This is a genomic window from Geodermatophilus sp. SYSU D00965, assembly GCF_054050075.1.
Genome location: NZ_JBJGYQ010000003.1, coordinates 225,942 through 246,187 on the forward strand (window position 1 = coordinate 225,942; position 20,246 = coordinate 246,187).

A 20,246-nucleotide genomic window follows, 5' to 3' on the forward strand; every position below is an offset into this window, starting at 1 on the left:
TTCCCTTACCCGCCAGGCGTGACCAGGCCGCTCTCGTAGGCGAACGCGACGGCCTGCACCCTGTCCCGCAGGCCCAGCTTGAGCAGTACCCGGCTCACGTGCGTCTTGACCGTGGCCTCGCCCAGGTAGAGCCGCGCGGCGATCTCGGCGTTGGACAACCCGGCCGCGACCAGGGCGAGGACGTCGGTCTCCCGCTCGGTCAGCTGCGCCAGCGCCCCTGCCCGCGCGGGGTCGGGCGCCGGTGCCGCAGCGAAGGACTCGATCACCCGCAGCGTCACGGCCGGGTCGAGCAGCCCGTGCCCGGCCGCCACGGTCCGGACGGCGGCCACCAGGTCCTCCGGCGGGGCCACCTTGAGCAGGAAGCCGCTGACCCCGGCGCGCAGCGCGGCGGCGACGTACTCGTCCTCGTCGAACGTCGTGAGGACGACGACCCGCGTCGGCAGGTCCGCGGCGACGATGCGCCGCCCGGCCTCCAGCCCGTCCATCCCGGGCATCCGCACGTCGAGCAGGACGACGTCCGGCCGGGTGTCGGTGACCACCTGCACCCCGGCCGCGCCGTCGGCCGCCTCGCCGACCACCTCGATGTCCGGCTCGGCGGCGAGCACCATGCGCAGCCCGGTGCGCACCATCGCCTGGTCGTCGACCAGCACCACCCGGATGGTCACGCGGGCACCTCCGCGGGCGCCGGACGCTCGGCCGGGAGCGGGAAGGACGCGCGCACCCGGTAGCCACCACCGCGGACCGGGCCCACCTCCAGCCGGCCGCCGACGACGGAGACCCGCTCGCGCATGTGCAGCTGGCCGTGCCCGCCGGTGCCGGGCACCGGCGGGGGCGTCGCCACCCGGGCCCGCCCGTCGTCGGTGACGATCACCGTGACCCGGTCGGCCGCGTGGTCGACGGTCACCCGGGTGGCCGCGGCCCCCGCGTGCCGGACGACGTTGGACAGCGCCTCCTGCACCACGCGCACCGCCGAGACGTCGACCAGCTGCGGCAGCTCCACCGGGTCGCCGGTGACCGTCAGCTCGATCGGCATGCCGCCGGTCCGCAGCTCGTCGAGGACCGCGTCGAGCCGGGACAGCGAGGGCAGCGGCGCCGGCCCGGCAGCACCCTCCCCACCGGCCCCCTCGCGAAGGATGCCGACGACGCGGCGCATCTCGTCGACCGAGTCGCGGCCCAGCTTCTCCAGGCCACGCAGCACCTCCTGCGCCTCGGGGTGGTCGGGCAGCAGCCGGCGCAGCCCGCCCATCTGGAGCACCATCACGCTCACCGCGTGGGCGACCGAGTCGTGCACCTCGCGGGCGATGCGGGCGCGCTCGGCGGTGGTGGCCGCCGCGGCGACCGTCTCCTGCTGCTCGGCCAGCCGGGCGGCGAGCACCTGCAGCTCGTGCGCGCGCCGCCGGGACTGGGCCACCAGCGCGCCGACGGACGCCGCCGCCCCCAGCACGAGCAGGTAGAAGACCGACTCCCACGGGTTGGGCGCGAACACCGACCCGAGCCCGGTCGCCAGGACGACGGCCGACCCCGCCGCCGCGACGGCCCGGCGCGACGGGAGGACGGCCACCGCGTGGCCGACCAGCAGCCCCATGCCGACCAGCTGGGAGCCGCCCGGCCCGGGTGCGCCGCCCAGGAGGTTCAGCAGGACGGTGAGGGCACCCAGGACCGGGGCGACCGCCGGCCACCGGGGACAGACGGCGAGCAGCGCGCCGACCAGGATGCCCGGTGCAGCCAGCGCGAACTGGTTGCGGTCGAAGCCCTCGACGAACCACTCGAACACCGACAGCGCCCCCAGCAGGGCGCCCACGGCCGGCCAGAACAGACGGCGGGCGCGCGGGTGGACCGACCAACGGGGCATGCGCTGCACGCTAGGGGCCGTCGGGTGCCGCGGGGATCCCCCGCGCGGCCGAACGCGGGTGTGCCGGGGTCCGCCTTCCGACGGAGGCAGGTCGGCGCGCCACGGCGGACGCGCAGGTCAGGGCCGGGTTCCTAGCTTTCTCGCCGACACCGCACCGAGGCGGTGCACCGACCTGACGAGGAACGATGACCACCGACGTCCGCACCACCCCCGCCCCCACGACCCCCGCCGAGACCCGCAGCGCCGGCTCGCTGCTGCTGCCCATCGCCGGCGGCGCGCTGGTCGTCGGCTCGCTGCTCTACACCGCCGGCATGGTGACCTCACCGCCGCAGGACTCCATGGCCGACGCCGACTACATCGCCGCGCTGGCCCGCGACGAGGGCCGGACCGCCCTCTCGGCGATGCTGCTCCACTACGGCAACCTGGTGATGGCCCTGGCGTGGCTGGCCGCACCCGCCCTGGTCCGCGGCGTCCGCGGCCGGATCGCCACCGTCGTCGGCGCGCTGCTGTCGGCGCTCGGCCTGGTCACCGTCGCCGGCCTGGTGCTGTCCGACTTCTGGACCGGCGGCGTCGGCCGGCTGCTCGATGCCGACACGGCGCTCGGGGTGTTCACCCACGTGTCGAGCTCGGCGGGCATGGCGGTGGTCGGCACGGTCACCCTGTTCGGCCTGCTCGGGCCGCTGGTCGTCTACGTCGGCCTGGCCCGCGCCGGCGTGACCGGCTGGTGGCTGCTCGCGCCGGCGGTCGCCAGCCTCGCCGCTTCGGCCGCGGTGCCCTTCTCGCCGCTGGCCCACGGGGCGTTCGCGCTCGTCGGCGCCGTCCCGGTGGTCGTCGTCGGCCTGCGGATGATCGCCCGCCGCCGCGCCGAGCAGTCCGCCGCCTGACCCCCGGCACCTGCACTCCCGGAGGACCTCGTGCTCTGCCTGCCGTCGGTGCGCAGAGCACGAGGTCCTCGGCGTCCCGCGCCCCGGCCGGACACCTCCCTCCCGGGAGGTTGTGCTCTGCCCACCTCCGTGGGCAGAGCACGAGGATTCCTTCGTGCTCTGCCCAGCGGGGTGGGCAGAGCACGACTGTGCGGGGAGAGGGACATGCCCGGCCGGCGGTCAGCCCTCGGCGACCTCGGCGGCCTCCAGCCAGTCGAGCTCCACCTGCTCCTTCTCGGCCAGCACCGCCCGCAGCCGCTCGTCGAGCTCCAGGACCCGCGCGTGGTCGGTCGCGGCGGCGGCGAGCTCGCCGTGCAGCCGCTCCTCCTCGGCGGTCAGCTTCTCCAGCCGCCGCTCCAGGCGGGCGGCCTCCTTGCGCGCCGCCCGCACCTCACCGGCCGAGCGGGTCGGCGCGGCGTCGGCGGCCACGGGCGCGATCGGCGCCGTCCGGGCGCCCGCGGCGGGCAGCTGCGCCTCCCCCGCCGCCCGGCGGGCCAGGTACTCCTCGACCCCGCCGGGCAGCGCGGCCAGGGAGCCGTCGCCCATGAGGGCCACCACCGAGTCGCACACCCGGTCGACGAAGTACCGGTCGTGGCTGACCACCAGCACGGTGCCGGCGAAGCCGTCGAGCAGGTCCTCGAGCGCGGTGAGCGTGTCGATGTCGAGGTCGTTGGTGGGCTCGTCGAGCAGCAGCACGTTCGGCTCGCCCATGAGCAGCCGCAGCAGCTGCAGCCGCCGCCGCTCGCCGCCGGAGAGGTCACCCACCGGCGTCCACTGCCGGGACGCCGGGAACCCGAAGCGCTCGGCCAGCGAGGACGCGGAGATCTCCTGGTTCCCGATGCGGGCGATCCGGGCGACCTCCTGCACCGCCTCCAGCACCCGCAGCCGGCCGTCGAGCTCGGTGACGTGCTGGGACAGGTAGGCCGGGGCGACCGTCTGGCCGCGCACCACCCGGCCGCGGTCGGGCTCGGTCTCGCCGACCAGCAGCCGCAGCAGCGAGGTCTTGCCCGCGCCGTTGACGCCGACCACGCCGATCCGGTCGCCCGGGCCGACGTGCCAGGTCAGGTGGTCGAACAGGGTGCGCGGACCGTCGTCGGTCGGCACCGCGTAGTCGACGTCCTCCACGTCGTAGACGGTCCTGCCGAGCCGGCGCGTGGCGAACCCCTTGAGCGCCATCGACTCGCGCGGCGGCGGGACGTCCTCGATCAGCGCCTCGGCCGCCTCGATGCGGAACCGCGGCTTGCTGGTGCGCGCCGGCGCGCCGCGGCGCAGCCAGGCCAGCTCCTTGCGCACCAGGTTCTGCCGGCGCTCCTCGGTGACCGCCGCGATCCGCGCCCGCTCGGCCCGGGCCAGCGTGTACGCCGCGTAGCCGCCGTCGTAGGCGTGCACCTTCCCGTCGGCGACCTCCCAGGTCTGGGTGCAGACCTCGTCGAGGAACCACCGGTCGTGGGTGACGACGACCAGCGCACCGACCCGGCTCTTCACGTACTCGGCCAGCCAGGCCACGCCTTCGACGTCGAGGTGGTTGGTCGGCTCGTCGAGCACCAGCAGGTCCAGGGGCCGGATCAGCTGGGCGGCCAGCGCCACCCGCCGGCGCTCGCCGCCGGACATCGGGGCGACCGGCGAGTCCAGGCCCAGCCGGTCGAGCTCCAGCCCGGTGAGCACGCTGCGCACGGCCGGGTCGGCGGCCCACTCGTGCTCGGCGGCGAACAGGTCCGCCGGCAGGACGACGTCGCGCACGGTGGCGCCCGGCGGCAGGGTGCCGGACTGGTCGAGCACGCCGAGGGCGAGGTCGGCGCGGCGGGTGACCCGGCCGGCGTCGGGCTCCTCCCGGCCGGTGAGGACGCCGAGCAGCGTGGACTTGCCGCTGCCGTTGCGCCCCACCACGCCGATCCGCTCGCCGGCGGCGATGCCGAGGGAGACGTCGTCGAGCAGGACGGTCGTGCCGTGGGCCTTCTGCACCCGCTCGAGGTTGACCAGGTTGACGGGTGCGCTCATGGGAGCCCCAGTATCCGCCCGCTCCGGGCGAGGTTCCCGACCGCCCCGGGACAGCGGCCCCTGGCTCCCGGGACGCCGCCGGCCGGAGGCTCGCTGCGCCCAGCTCCGGGCGGCGCAAGTCCCCCGCAAGGGGCTCGCAAGCAGCCCGGCCGAGAGTCGGGCCCCTCGATCCCGCAGCACCCCCAGGAGGTAGACGATGACCGCGGCGGTTGTTCTCGCCGGAGGGACCGCGCACCCGGTCCGCGGTGCGCAGCAGGCGGCCCGGGCGACGCTGGTCGCCGTCCGCCGGGCGTCCCGGGACGCGGCGGCCGCTCCGGCCTCGGTCTGGTGGGCCCGGTTGGCGGAGCGGGGCCCGGCCTCGGTCGAGCACGCGCTGGTCGCGGTGCGCTCCGAGCGGTTCCCCGACGGGACGCCGGTGGACCTCACCGCCCTGCACTCACGGGGACGGCGCCCGGCCGGCTGGCTGGTCGACCTGCGCTACCGGGTCGGCGACGGCGCGGTGGTGCGGGTGGAGCTGGGCGAGGCGCTCGCCGGCCGGTGCCCGCCGCTGTGGTTCGCGGAGGTCCACCACGCCGCCGGCGGGATGCCCGCGGTGTCGCTGCTGGCCTTCCGCGGCGGCGGGTTCCGCCCCGGGTCGCTGGTGGGGCCGCACCAGGTCGCCGCCCGTGGGCTGCGGATGGCCGACCGGGTCGGCGAGGTGCGCTGGTGGACCCGCTCCGGTGTCGTCGACACCGTCACCGTCGCCCCCGACGTCCGCCGGCGCGGCGTCGGGCAGGCGCTGGTCACCGTCGCCGAGGCGCTGCGGGCGCTGCGCGGCTGGGCGCCGCTGCGCTCCGACGGCCGGCTGACCGACGCCGGCGCGGCCTGGCTGGACGGCGTCCCCGCGCACTGGGCGCCGCGGCTGGGCCCGCGCACCGAGCGGCTGCCCGACGAGGCGGACCCCGACCGGCCCACCGGCGTCGCCGCCTGCTGCGTCAGGCCAGGCGGGTGACCTCGACGGTGACGGTGTGCCCCTCGCTGCCCGGGCCGGAGAAGATGCCCTTGAACGGCGGGACGTCACCGTAGTCGCGGCCCCGGCCCAGGGTCACGTGGCGGGTGCCCACCTCGGTGGCGTTGGTCGGGTCGAAGGCGCACCAGCCGCCGTCCCACCACTCCACCCAGGCGTGGCTCTCGCCGGTGACCGTGTGCCCCACCCCGGCCTCCCGCTTGGGGTGCAGGTAGCCGGAGACGTACCGCGCCGGGAGCCCGAGGGCGCGCAGCAGCCCGACGGTGACGTGCGAGATGTCCTGGCACACGCCCTTGCCGGAGTCCCACGCCTGCATGGCGTTGGTCTTCACGTTGGTCGCACCGGACAGGTACGCCATCCGGTCGCGCACCAGCCGGCACACCGCGGCCCCGGCCTCGTGCGGCGGGACGTCGCCCACCGCCGCACGGACCTCGGCGACGACGTCGTCGTCCATCGCGGTGAGCGCGGTGGGGGCGAGCAGCTCGCCGAAGCGGTCGAGCACCTGGCGGTCGCGCAGCTCGGCCCAGCCGACGTGCTGGTGCTGCTCCGGCTCCGGGCCGGCCTCGACGATCGACGTCCCGGTGACCACCAGCTCGGTGTGCGGGGTGTGCAGGTCGAAGGCGGTGACCGTGGCGCCCCAGTAGTCGCGGTAGGCGAACGCGGTGGCGGCCGGCTCGATCTCGACCCGGGAGCGCAGCGTCGTCTGCCGGCTGCTGTTCTCCGGGGTCAGCCGCGCCTCGTTGTACGAGGAGCGGACCGGGCCGGCGTAGCGGAACCGGGTGCGGTGCACCACCTGCAGCCGCCACCGGTCGCCCGGAGGCCGGGGACCGGACCGCTGCACCTGGGTCTGCCCGCCCTGCGACTGGGTCTGCCCGCCGAGTGACTGGGTCTGCCCGGCCGGGCTCTGCGACTGGCTCACGCCACCCCCTCCGGAACCCACACCTGCGGCGCCTGCTCGGTGAAGAAGCGGTTGGTGATCGCCGCGCTGGCCAGGGAGCAGGTGCGCTGCAGCTCCTCCAGCCGGGTGGGCAGCTGGGCGAGCAGGTCGGGGGTGGCCATGAACTCGAGCATGGTCCGCGCCCGGCCGACGATCCGGTGCGCCTCGCCGGCGACGCCGATGCGGGTGGCGTCGCGCAGCGGGGATCGCTCCAGCTCGGCCAGGCAGGCCTCGGCCTGCTCCAGCGAGGCGAACACCGACCGCGGGAACAGCCGGTCGAGCAGGAGGAACTCCGAGGCGCGACTGGAGTCGACCACGCCGCGGTAGGTGCGCAGGTAGGGCTCGTAGGCGCCGGTGGAGCGCAGCACCAGCGTCCAGGACGGCGCGGCGTCCCCGGCCAGCACCCGGGTGGAGATGATCCGCGCGGTCATGTCCACCCGCTCCAGCGACCGGCCCAGGACGAGGAACAGCCAGCTCTCGTCCCGGCTCATCGTGGAGTCGGCCAGCCCGAACACCATCGCCGAGCGCTCCCGGACGAACCGGAACAGCGAGTGCGGGCCGTACCGGCGGGCCATCGTCCGCTGCTGGGGCAGCGCGTTGTGCGTGACGTTGAGCGACTCCCAGATCTCCGCGGAGAGCACCTCGCGGGCGCCGCGGGCGTTCTCGCGGGCCGCCGACAGCGCGCCGACGATCGAGCTCGGGCTGCCCCGCTCAAAGGCGAGGGTGGCCAGCACCCGCTCGGTGTCGGCCTCCTCCTCGGGCACCGGGGAGCCCATGAGCGACAGGAGGTTGGCGCAGGCGCGGCGCTCGTCGATCCACGGGTCCTCGACCAGCCGCTGGGTGTGCACGTCGAGGATGCGGGCGGTGTCGTCGGCGCGCTCCACGTAGCGGCCGATCCAGAACAGCGACTCAGCGATCCGGCTCAGCACGACGCCTCCCCGGGGGCAGAGATGGCCATCTCTGCCCCTGATTGCTGCTGTTGCTGGGACTGGTCGACGAGCAGCTCGCTCGCCGGGCCGGGGTCGGGCGCCGCGGACTCGCCGGCCAGGTCGGCGGCGGTGAACTCGATGCGGGTGAGGTCCGCGGACGGCTCCTCCTCGGGCTCGGTGGCCGGGCGGGGCGGACTGAGCACCCAGGTGTCCTTCGACCCGCCGCCCTGGCTGGAGTTGACCACCAGCTCGCCCTCCGGCAGCGCCACCCGGGTCAGCCCGCCGGGCAGCACCCACACCCGGTCGCCGTCGTTGACCGCGAACGGCCGCAGGTCCACGTGCCGCGGCGCGATCCGCCCGCCGACCAGCGTGGGGCAGGTGGACAGCCCGATCGGCCGCTGCGCGATCCAGTCCCGCGGCCGGGCCCGCACCTTGACCGCCAGCTCCTCCAGGGTCCGCTCGTCGGCCCGCGGCCCGATCACGATCCCCTTGCCGCCCGAGCCGTCGACCGGCTTGAGCACCAGCTGGTCCAGCGAGTCCAGCACCCACTCGACGACGTCGGGCTCGTCCAGCCGGTGCGTCTCGGCGTTGGCCAGCAGCGGCTCCTCGGCCAGGTAGTAGCGGACCAGGTCGGGCACCCAGGTGTAGAGCAGCTTGTCGTCGGCCACGCCGTTGCCGACGGCGTTGGCGATGGTGACCCGGCCGGCGCGCGCGGCGTTGAGCAGGCCGGCGCAGCCGATCACCGAGTCGGGCCGGAAGTGCACCGGGTCGAGGAACTCGTCGTCGATGCGGCGGTAGATGACGTCGACGCGGCGCTGGCCGTCCGTCGTCCGCATGCTGACCTGGTTGCCGGCGCAGACCAGGTCGCGGCCCTCCACCAGCTCCACGCCCATCTGGCGGGCCAGCAGCGCGTGCTCGAAGTAGGCGGAGTTGTAGACGCCGGGGGTGAGGACGACGACCGTCGGGTCGGACACGTTGGGCGGCGCGGAGGCCTTGAGGGCGGCCAGCAGGCGGGTCGGGTAGTCGGCGACCGGCTGGATGCGGTGGTCGGCGAACAGCTCGGGCAGCACCTGGCTCATCGCTGCGCGGTTGGTGATCACGTAGCTGACCCCGGACGGCGAGCGCAGGTTGTCCTCGAGGACGCGGAAGTCGCCGGCCTCGTCGCGGACCAGGTCGATGCCGGCCACGTGGATGCGCACCCCGCCCGGCGGCTCGAGCCCGTGCGCCTGGCGGTGGAAGTGGGCGCTGGTCGTGACGACGCTGCGCGGCACGACGCCGTCGGCGAAGACCTGCCCGGCGCCGTAGACGTCGGCGAGGAAGGCCTCCAGCGCCAGCACCCGCTGGGCCACGCCCCGCTCGATGAGCGACCACTCCTCGGCCCCGATCACCCGCGGCACGATGTCGAGCGGGAAGGGCTGCTCCTCGCCGGCGTGGGCGAACGTGACCCCGGCGTCCCGGTAGGTCTGGGAGAGCAGGTCGGCGCGGGCCGACAGCTCCTCGCCGGCCATCGGCTGCAGGGAGGTGTGCAGCCCGGTGTAGGCCGGCCGCGGTGCGCCCACCTCGCCGAACATCTCGTCCCACTGCTCCCCGAGGGGGTAACCGTCGAAGAGGTCCGCCATGACGGGGAACCTAGTTCGGGCGTGTGTCCCGCGCGTTTCGACGCCGTGATCCGCGGACCGTGGCGTCCGCTACACCGCCTCGACGACCCCCAGCCAGGCGCGCAGCGCGCCCTGCGACAGCAGCCGGCCGACCCGGCGGGACTGCTCCTGCGCCTCCCGCCAGCGCGGGTCGTCCCCGTGCCGGCGGGCCACCTCGGCGTCCACGGCGTCGGCCCGCTCGGACCACTCCGGCGGACTGTCGCCGAGGTCGGCGTCCGCGGTCTCCAGCAGCCGCAGCCCCGCGGCGTCGAGTGCGTCGGCCAGCTCGCCGGGGTTCGGGAACTCGTTGCCCTCCGGCAGCGGTGGTGGCAGCGGGCGGTCGGCGACGAAGACCAGCAGCCCCGCCCGCCCGCCGGGGCGCAGCACCCGGCGCAGCTCGGCCAGCGCGCCGGCCTTGTCCGACGTCGTGCACAGCACCCCCAGGCACCAGGCGGCGTCGAACGCGGCATCCGGGAAGGGCAGCGCCTGGGCCACCGCGGCCACCGACGGCAGGCCGAACAGCCGGGAGGCGGCCCGCGCCGCCGCGGACATCGGCTCGGCGCAGACCGGGCGCACCCCGCGCTCGGCGGCCAGCCAGCCCGCGGGCCCGCCGACCCCGGCGCCGTCGTCCAGCACCCGGCTGCCGTCGGCGAGCGCGAGCCGGTCGGCCAGCCAGCGCAGCGCGCCCTCGCTGCCGCTGCCGCGGCACCCGGCCGGGACGGCGTGCTCCCGGCCCAGCGCCCGCACCGCCTCCTCGGTCCAGCCGGCGACGGTGCCGAACTCCGACTCCATCGCGGCGCTCTCGAGCTCGGTCATGCGGCGCTCTCCCTGATCGCGGTGGCCACCTCGGCCTTGACCCGGGCGCCGTCGTCCTCCCCGGCCGCCGAGGCCAGGCCGGAGAGGTTGACGCCGACGACGCCGGGGACGGCCAGCAACGCCCGCGCCTCCGCCACCGCGGCGGCGATGCCGGCCGCCCGCGGGTCGGGGGCGGCGAGGACGGACTCGACCGTCGCGTCGTCGACGCGCAGGCCGGGGAACCGCTGCAGCACCCGCGCCGAGCGCTCGTCGGTGTAGACGGCGACCGCGGCGACGAACGGCAGGGTCGCGCCGGCGGCCCGGGCGGAAGTGACGAACGCCGCCACCTCCGCCGGCGTGCGGACGTGGTTGAGCACGCACACCTGGGCCCCGGCCCGCTGCTTGACGGCCACCCGTCCGGGGCGGTCGGCGACCGGCGGGGCGGCCGGGGACTCCGGCACGGCCACCGGCAGACCGGCCGCGGCGGCCAGCGCGGCCAGCCGCGGTCCGTCGAGGTCGAAGACCTGGGTGGCGCCGGGCCGGACGCCGGGGCCGCGGGCGTCGCCGGTCACGCACAGGACCGCGTCGACACCGACCGCGGCCAGCCCGGCCAGTTCCTGCTCGAGCACCACGCGGTTGCGGTCGCGGCAGGCCAGCGTCGTCCACGGCCGGCCGCCGGCGTCGCGCACCTCCGCCGCGAGCAGGGTGGGCGGCAGGTCGGGGCGGTTGGCGTGCTCGCCGGCGAGCAGGCCGTCGGACACCGGCGCGAGGACGCCGACGACGCGGCGCAGCGCGACCGGGTCGAACGGCGGGACGGACAGGTCGGTGAGGACGACGGGGCCCCGGCGCGCCCTGTCGAGGAGGCTGCCCGGCGGGGGCGGCGCCGGCTCGGGGTGCACGGGGTCCCACGGGGGCGCCGGCTCGGCCACGAAGACGCAGCGGTGCTCGGCGACCTCGCAGCGCTCGTCGTCCCGGACGCCGCCGCACGGGCCGAAGACCATCCGCTTCGGGCACCCCGGCCGGCGGGCGTCGTCGTCCACGGTCGGAGCCTGACCGCCGCCGTCGCCGTCCAAACCCGGCCCCACGGCCGACCTCGCCGCCGTTCGGCCCTCGCCCCTCCCGTTCGGCCCTCGCCCTCTCCCGTTCGGCCCTCGCCCCCTCCCGTTGATCATGGGGTTGTTGCCGGGCGACACGCCGGGAGCCGGCGTGTCCTCGGGCAACGAGCCCATGATCAACGCCACGGAGGGCCACGGCGGGCCGCGGGGCAGGTGGGAAGACAACTGCCCCCTCCGGCGCTACAGTCGCCACTAGTTGAGCCCTCAACCAAGGAGGCCGGCATGCCTGCCGTGACCGTCGAGGACACCACCACCCTGCCCCGCGTCCCCGTGCCCGCGCCCCGCACGGTGCGCCGGCGGGTCCGCTCGGTGACGACTGCGCCGTCGGGCTTCGAGGGCGAGGGCTTCCCGGTGCGCCGCGCCTTCGCCGGGGTCGACCTGCGCGACCTGGACCCGTTCCTCCACATGGACCAGATGGGCGAGGTCGAGTACGCGCCGGGCGAGCCCAAGGGCACCTCCTGGCACCCGCACCGCGGCTTCGAGACCGTCACCTACATCATCGACGGCACCTTCGAGCACGCCGATTCCCACGGGGGCGGCGGCACGATCAGCAACGGCGACACCCAGTGGATGACCGCCGGCGGCGGCGTGCTGCACATCGAGCGGCCGCCGGAGCACCTGGTCGTCAGCGGCGGGCTGTTCCACGGCCTGCAGCTGTGGGTGAACCTGCCCCGCGCGCAGAAGTGGGTCGAGCCGCGTTACCAGGACCTGCGGGCCCACGAGTCGGTGCTGCTGGCAAGCCCCGACGCCGGTGCCCTCCTGCGGGTCATCGCCGGGGACGTCGGTGGCCACCGGGGGCCGGGGTCCACGTACACGCCCATGGCGATGGTGCACGCCACCGTCTCCCCCGGCGCCACCCTGGACCTGCCCTGGCGGCCGGACTTCAACGCGCTGGTGTACGTCCTCTCCGGCGCCGGCTCGGTGGGCATCGACCGGGCTCCGGTCCGCACCGGTCAGCTGGCCGTCCTCGGCCCCGGCGACACCGTCACCGTGCACGGCGCGGTGCACCAGGAGTCGCGGACCCCGGCGCTGGACGTCGTGGTCCTCGGCGGCGCGCCGATCCGCGAGCCGATCGCCATGTACGGGCCGTTCGTCATGAACACCCGCCAGGAGGTCGTGGACGCCTTCACCGACTTCCAGGCCGGCCGGCTCGGCACGATCCCCGCGCAGCGGGTCCCGCACGCGGGAGTGCGCGGGGAGACCGGCCAGTGACGACGCCCTGACCGACCGTCGGCGGCGGCTACCGCGCCGCCGCCGACGGCTGCATGCTGACCGTCACCGGTACCGCGAGGGAGGAGCCCTTCGTGTCCGTCTTCCCACCCATGCCACTGGCCGGCTGGTCCGACACCAAGGAGACCGTGCACCGGTTCCTGCAGGTGGTCGGCAAGCTCCGGCTGGCCAACGCGCCACGGCGCAACCACTGGTGGCACATCCCGTTCCACCTCACCGGCCGGGGTCTCACCACGCGGCCGATGGGCTTCGACCCGGTCTTCGCCGTCGACCTGGACCTGGTCGACCACCGGCTGGAGGTGAGCGTCGCCGACGGACGGCGGGCGTCGTTCCCGCTGCCGGGGCTGAGCGTGGCGGCCTTCTACCGCCGGCTGCTGGACACCCTGTCGGGGCTGGGCCTGCCCGCCACGGTGGACCTCCCGGTCCCGTACGACCTGGCCGACCGCACCCCGTTCGCCGAGGACGAGCACCACGCGGCCTACGACCGCGACCTCGTGACCCGCTACTGGCTGGTGCTGGGCCAGGTGGCGCAGGTGCTGGAGGAGTTCGCCGGGCGCAGCTACGCCAAGACCAGCCCGGTGCACCACTTCTGGCACACCTTCGACATCGCGGTGACCCGGTTCTCCGACCGGCGGGTGGAGCAGCCGGCGGACGTCGACCCCGTCACCCGCGAGGCCTACTCCCACGAGGTGATCAGCGCCGGCTTCTGGTTCGGCGACGACAACGTGCCCGAGCCGGCCTTCTACTCCTACACCGCGCCCGAGCCGGCCGGACTGGTCGAGGAGCCGCTGCGGCCGGCCGCGGCGCGGTGGATCGACAGCCGCGGCGCGCACCTGGCGCTGCTGCCCTACGAGGACGTGCGGACCGCGGCCGACCCTCGGGCCGTCGTCCTGGAGTTCCTGGAGAGCGCCTACCTCGCCGGCGCGCGGCGGGCCGGCTGGGACCTCGACGCGCTGCGCTGCCCGACCGCGCCGGAACCCTCGTGACCCCGCCGATCCCACCCGCAGTCCGGAGGTCCGCACCATGAGCAACCTGGACCGTCGTCCGCCCGCCCGTGAGCTGGGCGGACTGGCCGACACCCCCGCCGGCCCGGTGCTGGACCTGCTGCCCGGCAAGGAGGTGCAGCTCGGGGAGAGCACCCGCGTCCGCCGGCTGCTGCCCACGCTGGGCCGCCGGCTGGTCGGCGCCTGGGCGTTCGTCGACCACTACGGCCCGGACGACGTCAGCTCCTCGCCGGGCATGCAGGTGGCGCCGCACCCGCACACCGGCCTGCAGACCGTCTCGTGGCTGCTCGAGGGCGAGGTCCACCACCGCGACTCGCTGGGCAGCGACGCCCGCATCCACCCCGGCGAGCTGGCGCTGATGACCGCCGGCCACGGCATCGCGCACTCCGAGCAGTCCCCGGCCCCGCACCCCCGGTTCCTGCACGGCGCCCAGCTGTGGGTGGCGCTGCCCGACGCCGCCCGCGAGGTGGCACCGGCCTTCGACCACCACACCGCGCTGCCCGGGTTCACCTCCGACGGGGCCTCCGCGACCGTGCTCATGGGTTCGCTCGGCGGGGCCACCTCCCCCGGCACCGCCTACACCCCGCTGGTCGGCGCCGACCTCGACCTCACCGCCGGCGCCGACGTCGAGCTGCCGCTCGAGCCGGACTTCGAGTACGCGGTGCTGGCCAACTCCGGCTCCGTCGAGGTCGAGGGCGCACCCCTGGGGCACGGGGCGATGCTCTACCTCGGCACCGGGCGGCGCACGGTGCGGCTGCGGGCGGCCGAGGCGGCCCGGCTCCTGCTGCTCGGCGGTGAGCCGTTCGAGGAGCGCATCGTCATGTGGTGGAACTTCGTCGGCCGGAGCGGCGAGGAGGTCACCGAGTACGCGCAGCGGTGGAACGAGGAGGACGAGCGGTTCGGCGTGGTCGTCGGCTACGACGGCGACCGGCTGCCGGCCCCGCCGCTGCCGCCGGTGCCGCTCAAGGCGCGCGGCCGCGAACGCTAGGAGGGCCCCAGCGGCGGGATGACCCGCTCGGCGGCGAGCCGGTCGATCAGCTCCAGGAAGCGGTCCTCGGTGTCCAGGCAGTCGGCGAAGCCGGCCTGGCGCAGCTCGACCGTGGAGCTGACGTTGTCGGAGCCGGACCGGGAGATGACCTCGCCGAACTCCCAGCGCACCTCCGCGGGCACCGGTCCCACACCGGGACAGGGGTCTCCCGCCCGGGCACAACCGGCGGCGGGACGGTGTTGGTGCGGGCATGGCCGAGACCGTGGACCCCCGCCTGCTGGACTTCCTCGCCGAGCACCGGTGGGGGGTGCTGGCCACCGTCAAGCGCGACGGCCGGCCGCAGCTGTCCAACGTCGGCTACGCCTACGACCCCGAGGCCCGGCTGTTCCGGGTGTCGGTGACCGACGACCGCGCCAAGACCCGCAACCTGCGGGCCGACCCGCGGGTCACCCTGCACGTGTCGTCGCAGGACTTCTGGTCGTGGGCTGCCGTCGAGGGCGCCGCGGAGCTGACGCCGGTCGCCACCGATCCGGACGACGCCACGGTCGACGAGCTGGTCGCCTACTACCGCGGCATCTCCGGCGAGCACGAGGACTGGGCCGAGTACCGCGCGGCCATGGTGGCCGACCGCCGGCTGGTGGTCCGCTTCCGCCCCGAGCACACCTACGGCCAGCTGCGCGCCTGACGGCCCCGACCCGGTGGCGGGCGCGCCCTCCGCGCACCCGCCACCGAGGTCTTCGTCAGCTCTCCGGCGACGCCTGCATCACCGAGAAGGGCGCACCCCAGGGGTCCTCGAGCACGGCGAAGCGGCCGAACTCGGTGTCCGTCGCGGCCATGGTGACCTTGCCGCCCGCGGCCTCGACGGCCGCGACGGCGTCATCGGTGGAGGCCACCGAGAAGCACGTCGTCCAGCCCTTGGGCGAGCCCGGCTGGTGGCCGCCCAGGCCGCCCAGCGGGTCCCCGCCGGCGGCGAAGGTCGTGTAGTCCATCTCGCCGTCCATGGGGACCGCGTCGAAGGTGAACCCGAAGACGGCGGAGTAGAACCGCCGTGCCGCGTCCGGGTCGTCCACCGCCACCTCGTTCCACACCAGGGACCCGGGCTCGTTGTAGATCCGGCAGCCGGTGTGGGTGCCGGACTGCCACAGGCCGAACCCGTTGCCCTGCGGGTCGACCGCGATGGTCATCGTGCCCATCGGCCCGACCTCCATCGGCTCGACGACCACCGTGCCGCCGGCCTCGCGGATGCGGGCGGCCGTCGCCTGGGAGTCGTCGGTGGCGAAGTACGTCGTCCAGCTCGGCGAGTCGCCGGGGTTCATCAGCGGGCCCATGCCGGCGGCCGGCTGCCCGTTCCGGTGGGCGTTCAGGTAGCCGCCGTACTCCGGGTCCCCGCCCTCGTACTCCCAGCCGAACAACCGGCCGTAGAAGTCCTTGGCGGCGTCGATGTCCGAGGCGCCGTAGTCGACCCAGCATGGGGTGCCGGCCGGCCAGGGGGTGTTCCGAGTGGGCATGTGTCCTCCTCGTCCGTGGGGGAGGACACCGTTCCACCCGGGTCCGACAGTTCCCAGACCCCGGCGAGCGCTTCCCTCAGAATTCACCGCCGCCGAAGTCGCCACCGAAGTCGCCACCGCCGAAGTCCCCGGCCGCCCAGTCCCCGCCGCCGAGGTCGCCGCCGTCGTGGTCACCGAAGATCAGGCCGCCGAGCAGCAGACCGCCCAGCCCCGCGCCGAGCGGGCTGATGCCCCCGCCGCGCCGGTAGCCGCCGCCACCCCAGCCACCCCCGTAGCCGCCCCAGTTGCCGCCGTGTCCCCCGTAGCCGGCGTACCCGGTCTGCTGCGACCACCGCCGGACGTCGGCCTCGGCCTCGGCCAGCGCCTGCTGGGCGAGCCGGTCGGCGGTCTGCGCCGACCGGAGCGCGGACGCGGGGTCCTGACCACCCTGCCGCTCCGCCGAGGCCAGGTACCGCTCGGCCTCCGCCAGCCGGGTGCGGGCCGTGCTGCCGACCGCGCCGCGGCGGGTGCCGATGAAGTCCCCGGCCGCGGCCACCGCCGAGCGGGCGGTGAGCAGCGCCTGGTCGAGCGCCTCCGCGGCGCGGCGGGCGCGGGTCCGCTCGTCGCGGGCGGTCTGCAGCGCCTGCTCGAGGGCGATGTCGGCCTCCTCCAGCCGGCGCAGCGCGGCGAGCGGGTCCGGCAGCGCGCCGTCCGCGCGGGAGAGCGCGCCCTCGGCGGAGGCCAGCGCGGCCTCGGCGCGGGCCACCTGCGGGCGCAGGTCGCTGCGGCTGCCGGCGGCGAGCATCGCCCGGGCCTCGGCGAGGTCCTCCTCGATGTCGGCCCGAGCGGCCGGCACCCGCTGCTCGGCGGCGGCGAGGTCGCCGGCGAGCCGGGCGATCGCGTCGAGCAGCGTGCCGCTCTGCCCCACCGCGTTCTCCGCGCCGCGCAGCCGCCCCACCGAGCGGCCGGCCTGACCGGACTCCTGGTCCTGCCGGGCCAGCTCGACCTCCCGGGTGGCGGCCGCCAGCCGCACCCCGGCCTCCGCGACGTTCTCCGCCACCGACGCCACGGCCGACGCGGCGTAGCGGCCCTGCAGGTCGGCCAGTCGCCGCTCCTCCTCGGGCAGCCGCTGCTGCAGCTGCTCGATCCGGCGGCCGAGCTCCTCGGCGGCCTGCCCGGCGGTGCGCTCGCGCTCGCGGAGCTCCTCGAGCGCCGCGGCCTGCTCGCGCAGCCGCTGCCCCGCCGCGTCGGTGAGCGACAGGAGCTCGGTCAGCATGCGGCGCTGGGTCGGCTCGTCCTCGGGGATCTCGTCGTCGAGCTCCTGCCGGATGGTGAACGCCCGGGCCAGCTCGGCCCGCGAGCGGTCCAGGGCCTCGGCCAGCCCCGGCACGGCGTCCTCGCCGAAGTGCGTCCGGGCGTAGTCGAGGTCCACCTGTGCCCCGCGCACCTGCTCGTCGAGCTCCAGCAGGGCGGTGCTGCCCCGGTAGTTGAGCTGCTCGGTGGGGACGCCGGCGTGCGGGTCGCGCTGCGGCAGCCGCGTCGGCGCCGCGGCGAGCTCCCGCTGCGGAGCCCGCCGCCGACGGCGAGAGAAGAGGTACAGCCCGCCGCCGACGAGCAGCAGGCCGAGCACGACGGCCAGGGTCAGCGCCCCGGAACCGCTCGAACCGCCCGAGGACGCCGGGGTCGAGGTGCCCCCGCCGGCCAGCCCGTCGGCGAGCGCGGTGACCGCGCCGGCCCAGTCCCCCTGGGACAGCCGCGGCTCGACGTCGTCGTCCAGCACGGCCTGCAGCTGCGCCGCGTCGATGGAGTCGCCGTAGTGCACGCCGTACCGCCGGTCGTCGACGGCCACGGCCAGCAGGACGTCGTCGGCGCCCAGCCCGGACCGCTGCGCGGTCTCGCGGGCCCACGTGGCGCGGTCGACGCCGTCGAAGCTGTCGACGAACACCGCGAACAGCCGGGTGCCGGTCTCCTGCTCCAGGTCGTCCACGGCGCTCTCGACGGCTGCCGCGTCCCCGCCCAGGACGCCCGCCTCGTCGCTGACCTGCTCGGCGAGCCCGGTCGGCGGTGAGGCCAGCGCCGGCGACCCGGCGAGCAACAGGGCGGTGAGGAGAGCCATGACGATCGTCAGGCGGCGCACGTGGGACCTCCGGTGTACTGGGACGCCCGTCAGGACGTCCGGACTCTAGGCACGGACGGCGGTTCCCCGCGGTTCCCGGACGGGGTCAGAAGCGCCCGCCGCCCCCGCGCCGGCCGCCACCGGACCGCCGTCCCCCGCCGCTGGACCGGCGGGTCCCGCCCCCGGAGCGGCGGCCGCCCCCGCCGAAGCCGCTGCTGCGGTAGCCGCCACGCGACCCGCCGCCCCCGCCGAAGCCGCCCCCGCCGCCGCCGCCGCCGAAGAGGATGCCGCCGAGCACCAGGCTGCCCAGGTCCACGCCGCCCCCCACGGGACGCCCGCCCCCGAAGCCGCCCGGCGAGTACCCGCCGAAGCCCCCGCCGCCGCTGCCCCACGAGGAGACGTCGCCCTGCGCGGCGGCGAGTGCCTGCTGGGCCAGCGCGCTCGCCTGCTGCGCCTCCCGGAGCGCGCCGACGGGGTCGCTCTGCCCCGAGGCGACGGCGGCGTCGAGGTGCCGCTGGGCCTCGGCCAGCCGGGTGCGCGCCTCCGGCCCGACCGCGCCGCGGCGGGTGCTGATGAAGTCGCTCGCCGCGGTGATCCCCGAGCGCGCCGCGAGCAGCGCCTGGTCGAGGGCGGCCGCGGCCCGCCGGGCCTGCGCCTGGGCGTCGCGCGCCGTCCGCAGCGCCTCCTCCAGCGCGGCGTCGGCCTCCTCCAGCCCGCGGAGGGCGGCCAGCGGGTCGGGTCGGCCGTCCGGCGGCGACAGCGCGGTCCCGACCGCCGTCAGCGCCGCCTCCGCGCGGGCGATCTGCGGCTCCAGGCCGGTGCGCTCCCCGGCGGTGACCAGCGCCCGCGCCTCGGCCAGGTCCTCCTCGGTCTCGGTCCGGGCCGCGGCCACCCGCGCGGCGGCGGCGTCGAGGTCGGCGGCCAGCCGCCCGATCGCGTCGAGCAGGGTCTGCGTCTGCGCGACGGCGTCCTCGGCGGCACGGACGTCGCTCACCGCGGCGCCGGGCTGCCCGGCGGCCAGGTCCGCGCGGGCCTCCGCGACCTCGGCCGACGCGGCGGTCAGCCGGTCCTGCGCCTGCGCCAGGTTGTCCGCGACCGGGGCCAGTGCCGCCGCGGCGTACCGCTGCTGCAGGTCCCGCAGCCGCTGCTCGTCGGCGGGCAGCCGCCCGCGCAGCTCGGCGATCCGCGGCTCGAGGGCGTCGAGCACCTGCGGCGCGGTGCGCTCCAGGTCGCGCAGCTGCGCGAAGGCCTCGGCCTGGGCGTCCAGCCGGGCGTCGGCGGCCTCGACCAGGGCCAGGATCTCGGTCAGCAGCCGCCGCTTCGCCGGCTCGTCCGTGCCGGTCCCCCGCCCACCCACCTCGTCGTCCAGCTGCTGCCGCAGGGTGAACGCCCGCGCCAGCTCGGCCCGGGACTGCGCCAGCGCCTCGTCGAAGCCGGTCACCGCCTCGGGGCCGTACTGGGTGCGGGCGAAGTCCAGGTCGAGCTGCGAGGCCTGCACCTGCTCGTCGAGCTCCAGGAGCGCGGTGCTCGCGCGGAACTGCAGCTGCTCGGTGGGGACGCCGGCGTGCGGGTCCGCCGGGCCGGGGCCCGGTGCCGCCGTCCGGCGCTTCCGGCGGGAGCGGGCCACCAGCAGCGCGCCGCCGCCCACGACGACCACCCCGCCGGCGACCAGCAGCCCCGTGGGGACCCCGCCGCCGGACCCGCCCAGGCCGTCGGCGAGCGCGACGACCGCACCGGTCCAGTCCCCGTCGGACAGCGCCGGCTCGACGTCGGTGGCCAGCAGGTCGTCGATCTCGTCGTCCGACAGCCGGAAGCCCTCGTCCACCGACAGGCCGTACGCGCGGTCGTCCACGGCGACGGCGAACAGCACGTCGGTGCTGCCCAGCTGGGACGCGACCGCGGCGTCGTCGGCCCACTGCTGCCCGGAGGCGCCGTCGAAGGAGTCGACGAAGGCGACCCACAGCTGGGTGCCGTCCTCGGCCCGCAGCCGGTCCAGCGCGTCCTCGACCCGCGACTCGTCGCCGTCGAGCGCGCCGACCTGGTCGACGACCGGCTGGTCGAGCCGGAACGGGGGGACGGCGAGCGCCGGGCCGCCCGCGAGCAGCAGCAGCGTCAGCACCCCCAGGACGACGACGAGCCGCCGCACGGGCACCTCCGGGGGACGACGACGAGCGGGCTCCGCGACCCTATCGACGCGGCAGGGGTCCGGGCGCGCCCGACGGGGTAGCA

At 76.4% G+C, this 20,246-nt stretch carries 18 protein-coding genes; 6 read left to right on the forward strand and 12 right to left on the reverse strand.

Annotation, left to right across the window (positions count from 1 at the left end; genetic code table 11):
• Positions 1-5 precede the first annotated feature (5 nt).
• Both ACI789_RS04145 and ACI789_RS04150 read right to left on the reverse strand, forming a co-directional pair.
• Positions 6-665: a response regulator gene (locus tag ACI789_RS04145; protein ID WP_457006859.1), complete on the reverse strand. Its 660-nt coding sequence runs from the start codon at positions 663-665 to the stop codon at positions 6-8.
• Positions 662-1,852 carry a sensor histidine kinase gene (locus ACI789_RS04150; protein ID WP_457006860.1) on the reverse strand — a complete coding sequence of 397 codons (1,191 nt, stop codon included), beginning with the start codon at positions 1,850-1,852 and terminating at the stop codon, positions 662-664. Before ACI789_RS04150 ends, ACI789_RS04145 begins: the two co-directional genes overlap by 4 nt.
• A 185-nt stretch (positions 1,853-2,037) precedes the next feature.
• On the opposite strand from ACI789_RS04150, the gene ACI789_RS04155 reads away from it, so the two are divergent.
• Positions 2,038-2,736: a hypothetical protein gene (locus ACI789_RS04155; RefSeq protein ID WP_457006861.1), complete on the forward strand. Its 699-nt coding sequence runs from the start codon at positions 2,038-2,040 to the stop codon at positions 2,734-2,736.
• Positions 2,737-2,955: 219 nt separating this feature from the next.
• Here ACI789_RS04155 and ACI789_RS04160 read toward each other — a convergent pair whose 3' ends face one another.
• Positions 2,956-4,773, reverse strand: coding sequence for an ABC-F family ATP-binding cassette domain-containing protein (locus ACI789_RS04160; protein ID WP_457006862.1), 1,818 nt, complete (start codon positions 4,771-4,773; stop codon positions 2,956-2,958).
• Between the two features lie 196 nt (positions 4,774-4,969).
• On the opposite strand from ACI789_RS04160, the gene ACI789_RS04165 reads away from it, so the two are divergent.
• Positions 4,970-5,764, forward strand: a complete 795-nt coding sequence (locus ACI789_RS04165) for a hypothetical protein (RefSeq protein ID WP_457006863.1) — start codon at positions 4,970-4,972, stop codon at positions 5,762-5,764.
• On the opposite strand, the gene ACI789_RS04170 is transcribed toward ACI789_RS04165, so the two are convergent.
• The 5 genes from ACI789_RS04170 to ACI789_RS04190 form a co-directional block, all read right to left on the reverse strand.
• Entirely contained in the window at positions 5,748-6,698 is a 951-nt protein-coding gene (locus tag ACI789_RS04170; RefSeq protein ID WP_457006864.1) for a transglutaminase family protein, read from the reverse strand. The genes ACI789_RS04165 and ACI789_RS04170 overlap by 17 nt on opposite strands.
• The gene (locus ACI789_RS04175) at positions 6,695-7,645 is read right to left on the reverse strand and encodes an alpha-E domain-containing protein (RefSeq protein WP_457006865.1); all 951 of its coding nucleotides are present in this window, start codon (positions 7,643-7,645) and stop codon (positions 6,695-6,697) included. Before ACI789_RS04175 ends, ACI789_RS04170 begins: the two co-directional genes overlap by 4 nt.
• Entirely contained in the window at positions 7,639-9,264 is a 1,626-nt protein-coding gene (locus tag ACI789_RS04180; protein ID WP_457006866.1) for a circularly permuted type 2 ATP-grasp protein, read from the reverse strand. The genes ACI789_RS04175 and ACI789_RS04180 overlap by 7 nt, the downstream gene beginning before the upstream one ends.
• A gap of 69 nt (positions 9,265-9,333) precedes the next feature.
• Positions 9,334-10,098: a class I SAM-dependent methyltransferase gene (locus ACI789_RS04185; protein WP_457006867.1), complete on the reverse strand. Its 765-nt coding sequence runs from the start codon at positions 10,096-10,098 to the stop codon at positions 9,334-9,336.
• On the reverse strand, positions 10,095-11,117 hold the full coding sequence (locus tag ACI789_RS04190) for a methylenetetrahydrofolate reductase C-terminal domain-containing protein (protein WP_457006868.1): 1,023 nt from the start codon (positions 11,115-11,117) through the stop codon (positions 10,095-10,097). Before ACI789_RS04190 ends, ACI789_RS04185 begins: the two co-directional genes overlap by 4 nt.
• 297 nt (positions 11,118-11,414) lie before the next feature.
• Here ACI789_RS04190 and ACI789_RS04195 point away from each other — a divergent pair, with 297 nt between their 5' ends.
• From ACI789_RS04195 to ACI789_RS04205, 3 genes are all read left to right on the forward strand, one after another.
• Positions 11,415-12,404, forward strand: a complete 990-nt coding sequence (locus ACI789_RS04195) for a pirin family protein (protein WP_457006869.1) — start codon at positions 11,415-11,417, stop codon at positions 12,402-12,404.
• A gap of 92 nt (positions 12,405-12,496) precedes the next feature.
• Positions 12,497-13,408 carry a DUF5996 family protein gene (locus ACI789_RS04200; protein ID WP_457006870.1) on the forward strand — a complete coding sequence of 304 codons (912 nt, stop codon included), beginning with the start codon at positions 12,497-12,499 and terminating at the stop codon, positions 13,406-13,408.
• 37 nt (positions 13,409-13,445) lie between these two features.
• The gene (locus ACI789_RS04205) at positions 13,446-14,414 is read left to right on the forward strand and encodes a pirin family protein (protein ID WP_457006871.1); all 969 of its coding nucleotides are present in this window, start codon (positions 13,446-13,448) and stop codon (positions 14,412-14,414) included.
• Here the strand turns inward: ACI789_RS04205 and ACI789_RS04210 are convergent.
• Positions 14,411-14,596 carry a hypothetical protein gene (locus tag ACI789_RS04210; RefSeq protein WP_457006872.1) on the reverse strand — a complete coding sequence of 62 codons (186 nt, stop codon included), beginning with the start codon at positions 14,594-14,596 and terminating at the stop codon, positions 14,411-14,413. The two genes, ACI789_RS04205 and ACI789_RS04210, sit on opposite strands and share 4 nt — an antisense overlap.
• A 68-nt stretch (positions 14,597-14,664) precedes the next feature.
• On the opposite strand from ACI789_RS04210, the gene ACI789_RS04215 reads away from it, so the two are divergent.
• Positions 14,665-15,099 (forward strand): PPOX class F420-dependent oxidoreductase, encoded by a 435-nt coding sequence (locus ACI789_RS04215; RefSeq protein WP_457006873.1) that lies wholly within the window; start codon positions 14,665-14,667, stop codon positions 15,097-15,099.
• Positions 15,100-15,154: 55 nt separating this feature from the next.
• Here the strand turns inward: ACI789_RS04215 and ACI789_RS04220 are convergent, their stop codons facing one another.
• The 3 genes from ACI789_RS04220 to ACI789_RS04230 form a co-directional block, all read right to left on the reverse strand.
• Entirely contained in the window at positions 15,155-15,922 is a 768-nt protein-coding gene (locus ACI789_RS04220; protein WP_457006874.1) for a VOC family protein, read from the reverse strand.
• A gap of 76 nt (positions 15,923-15,998) precedes the next feature.
• The gene (locus ACI789_RS04225) at positions 15,999-18,038 is read right to left on the reverse strand and encodes a TPM domain-containing protein (protein WP_457006875.1); all 2,040 of its coding nucleotides are present in this window, start codon (positions 18,036-18,038) and stop codon (positions 15,999-16,001) included.
• Between the two features lie 85 nt (positions 18,039-18,123).
• Positions 18,124-20,163 (reverse strand): TPM domain-containing protein, encoded by a 2,040-nt coding sequence (locus tag ACI789_RS04230; protein WP_457006876.1) that lies wholly within the window; start codon positions 20,161-20,163, stop codon positions 18,124-18,126.
• Positions 20,164-20,246: the final 83 nt, after the last annotated feature.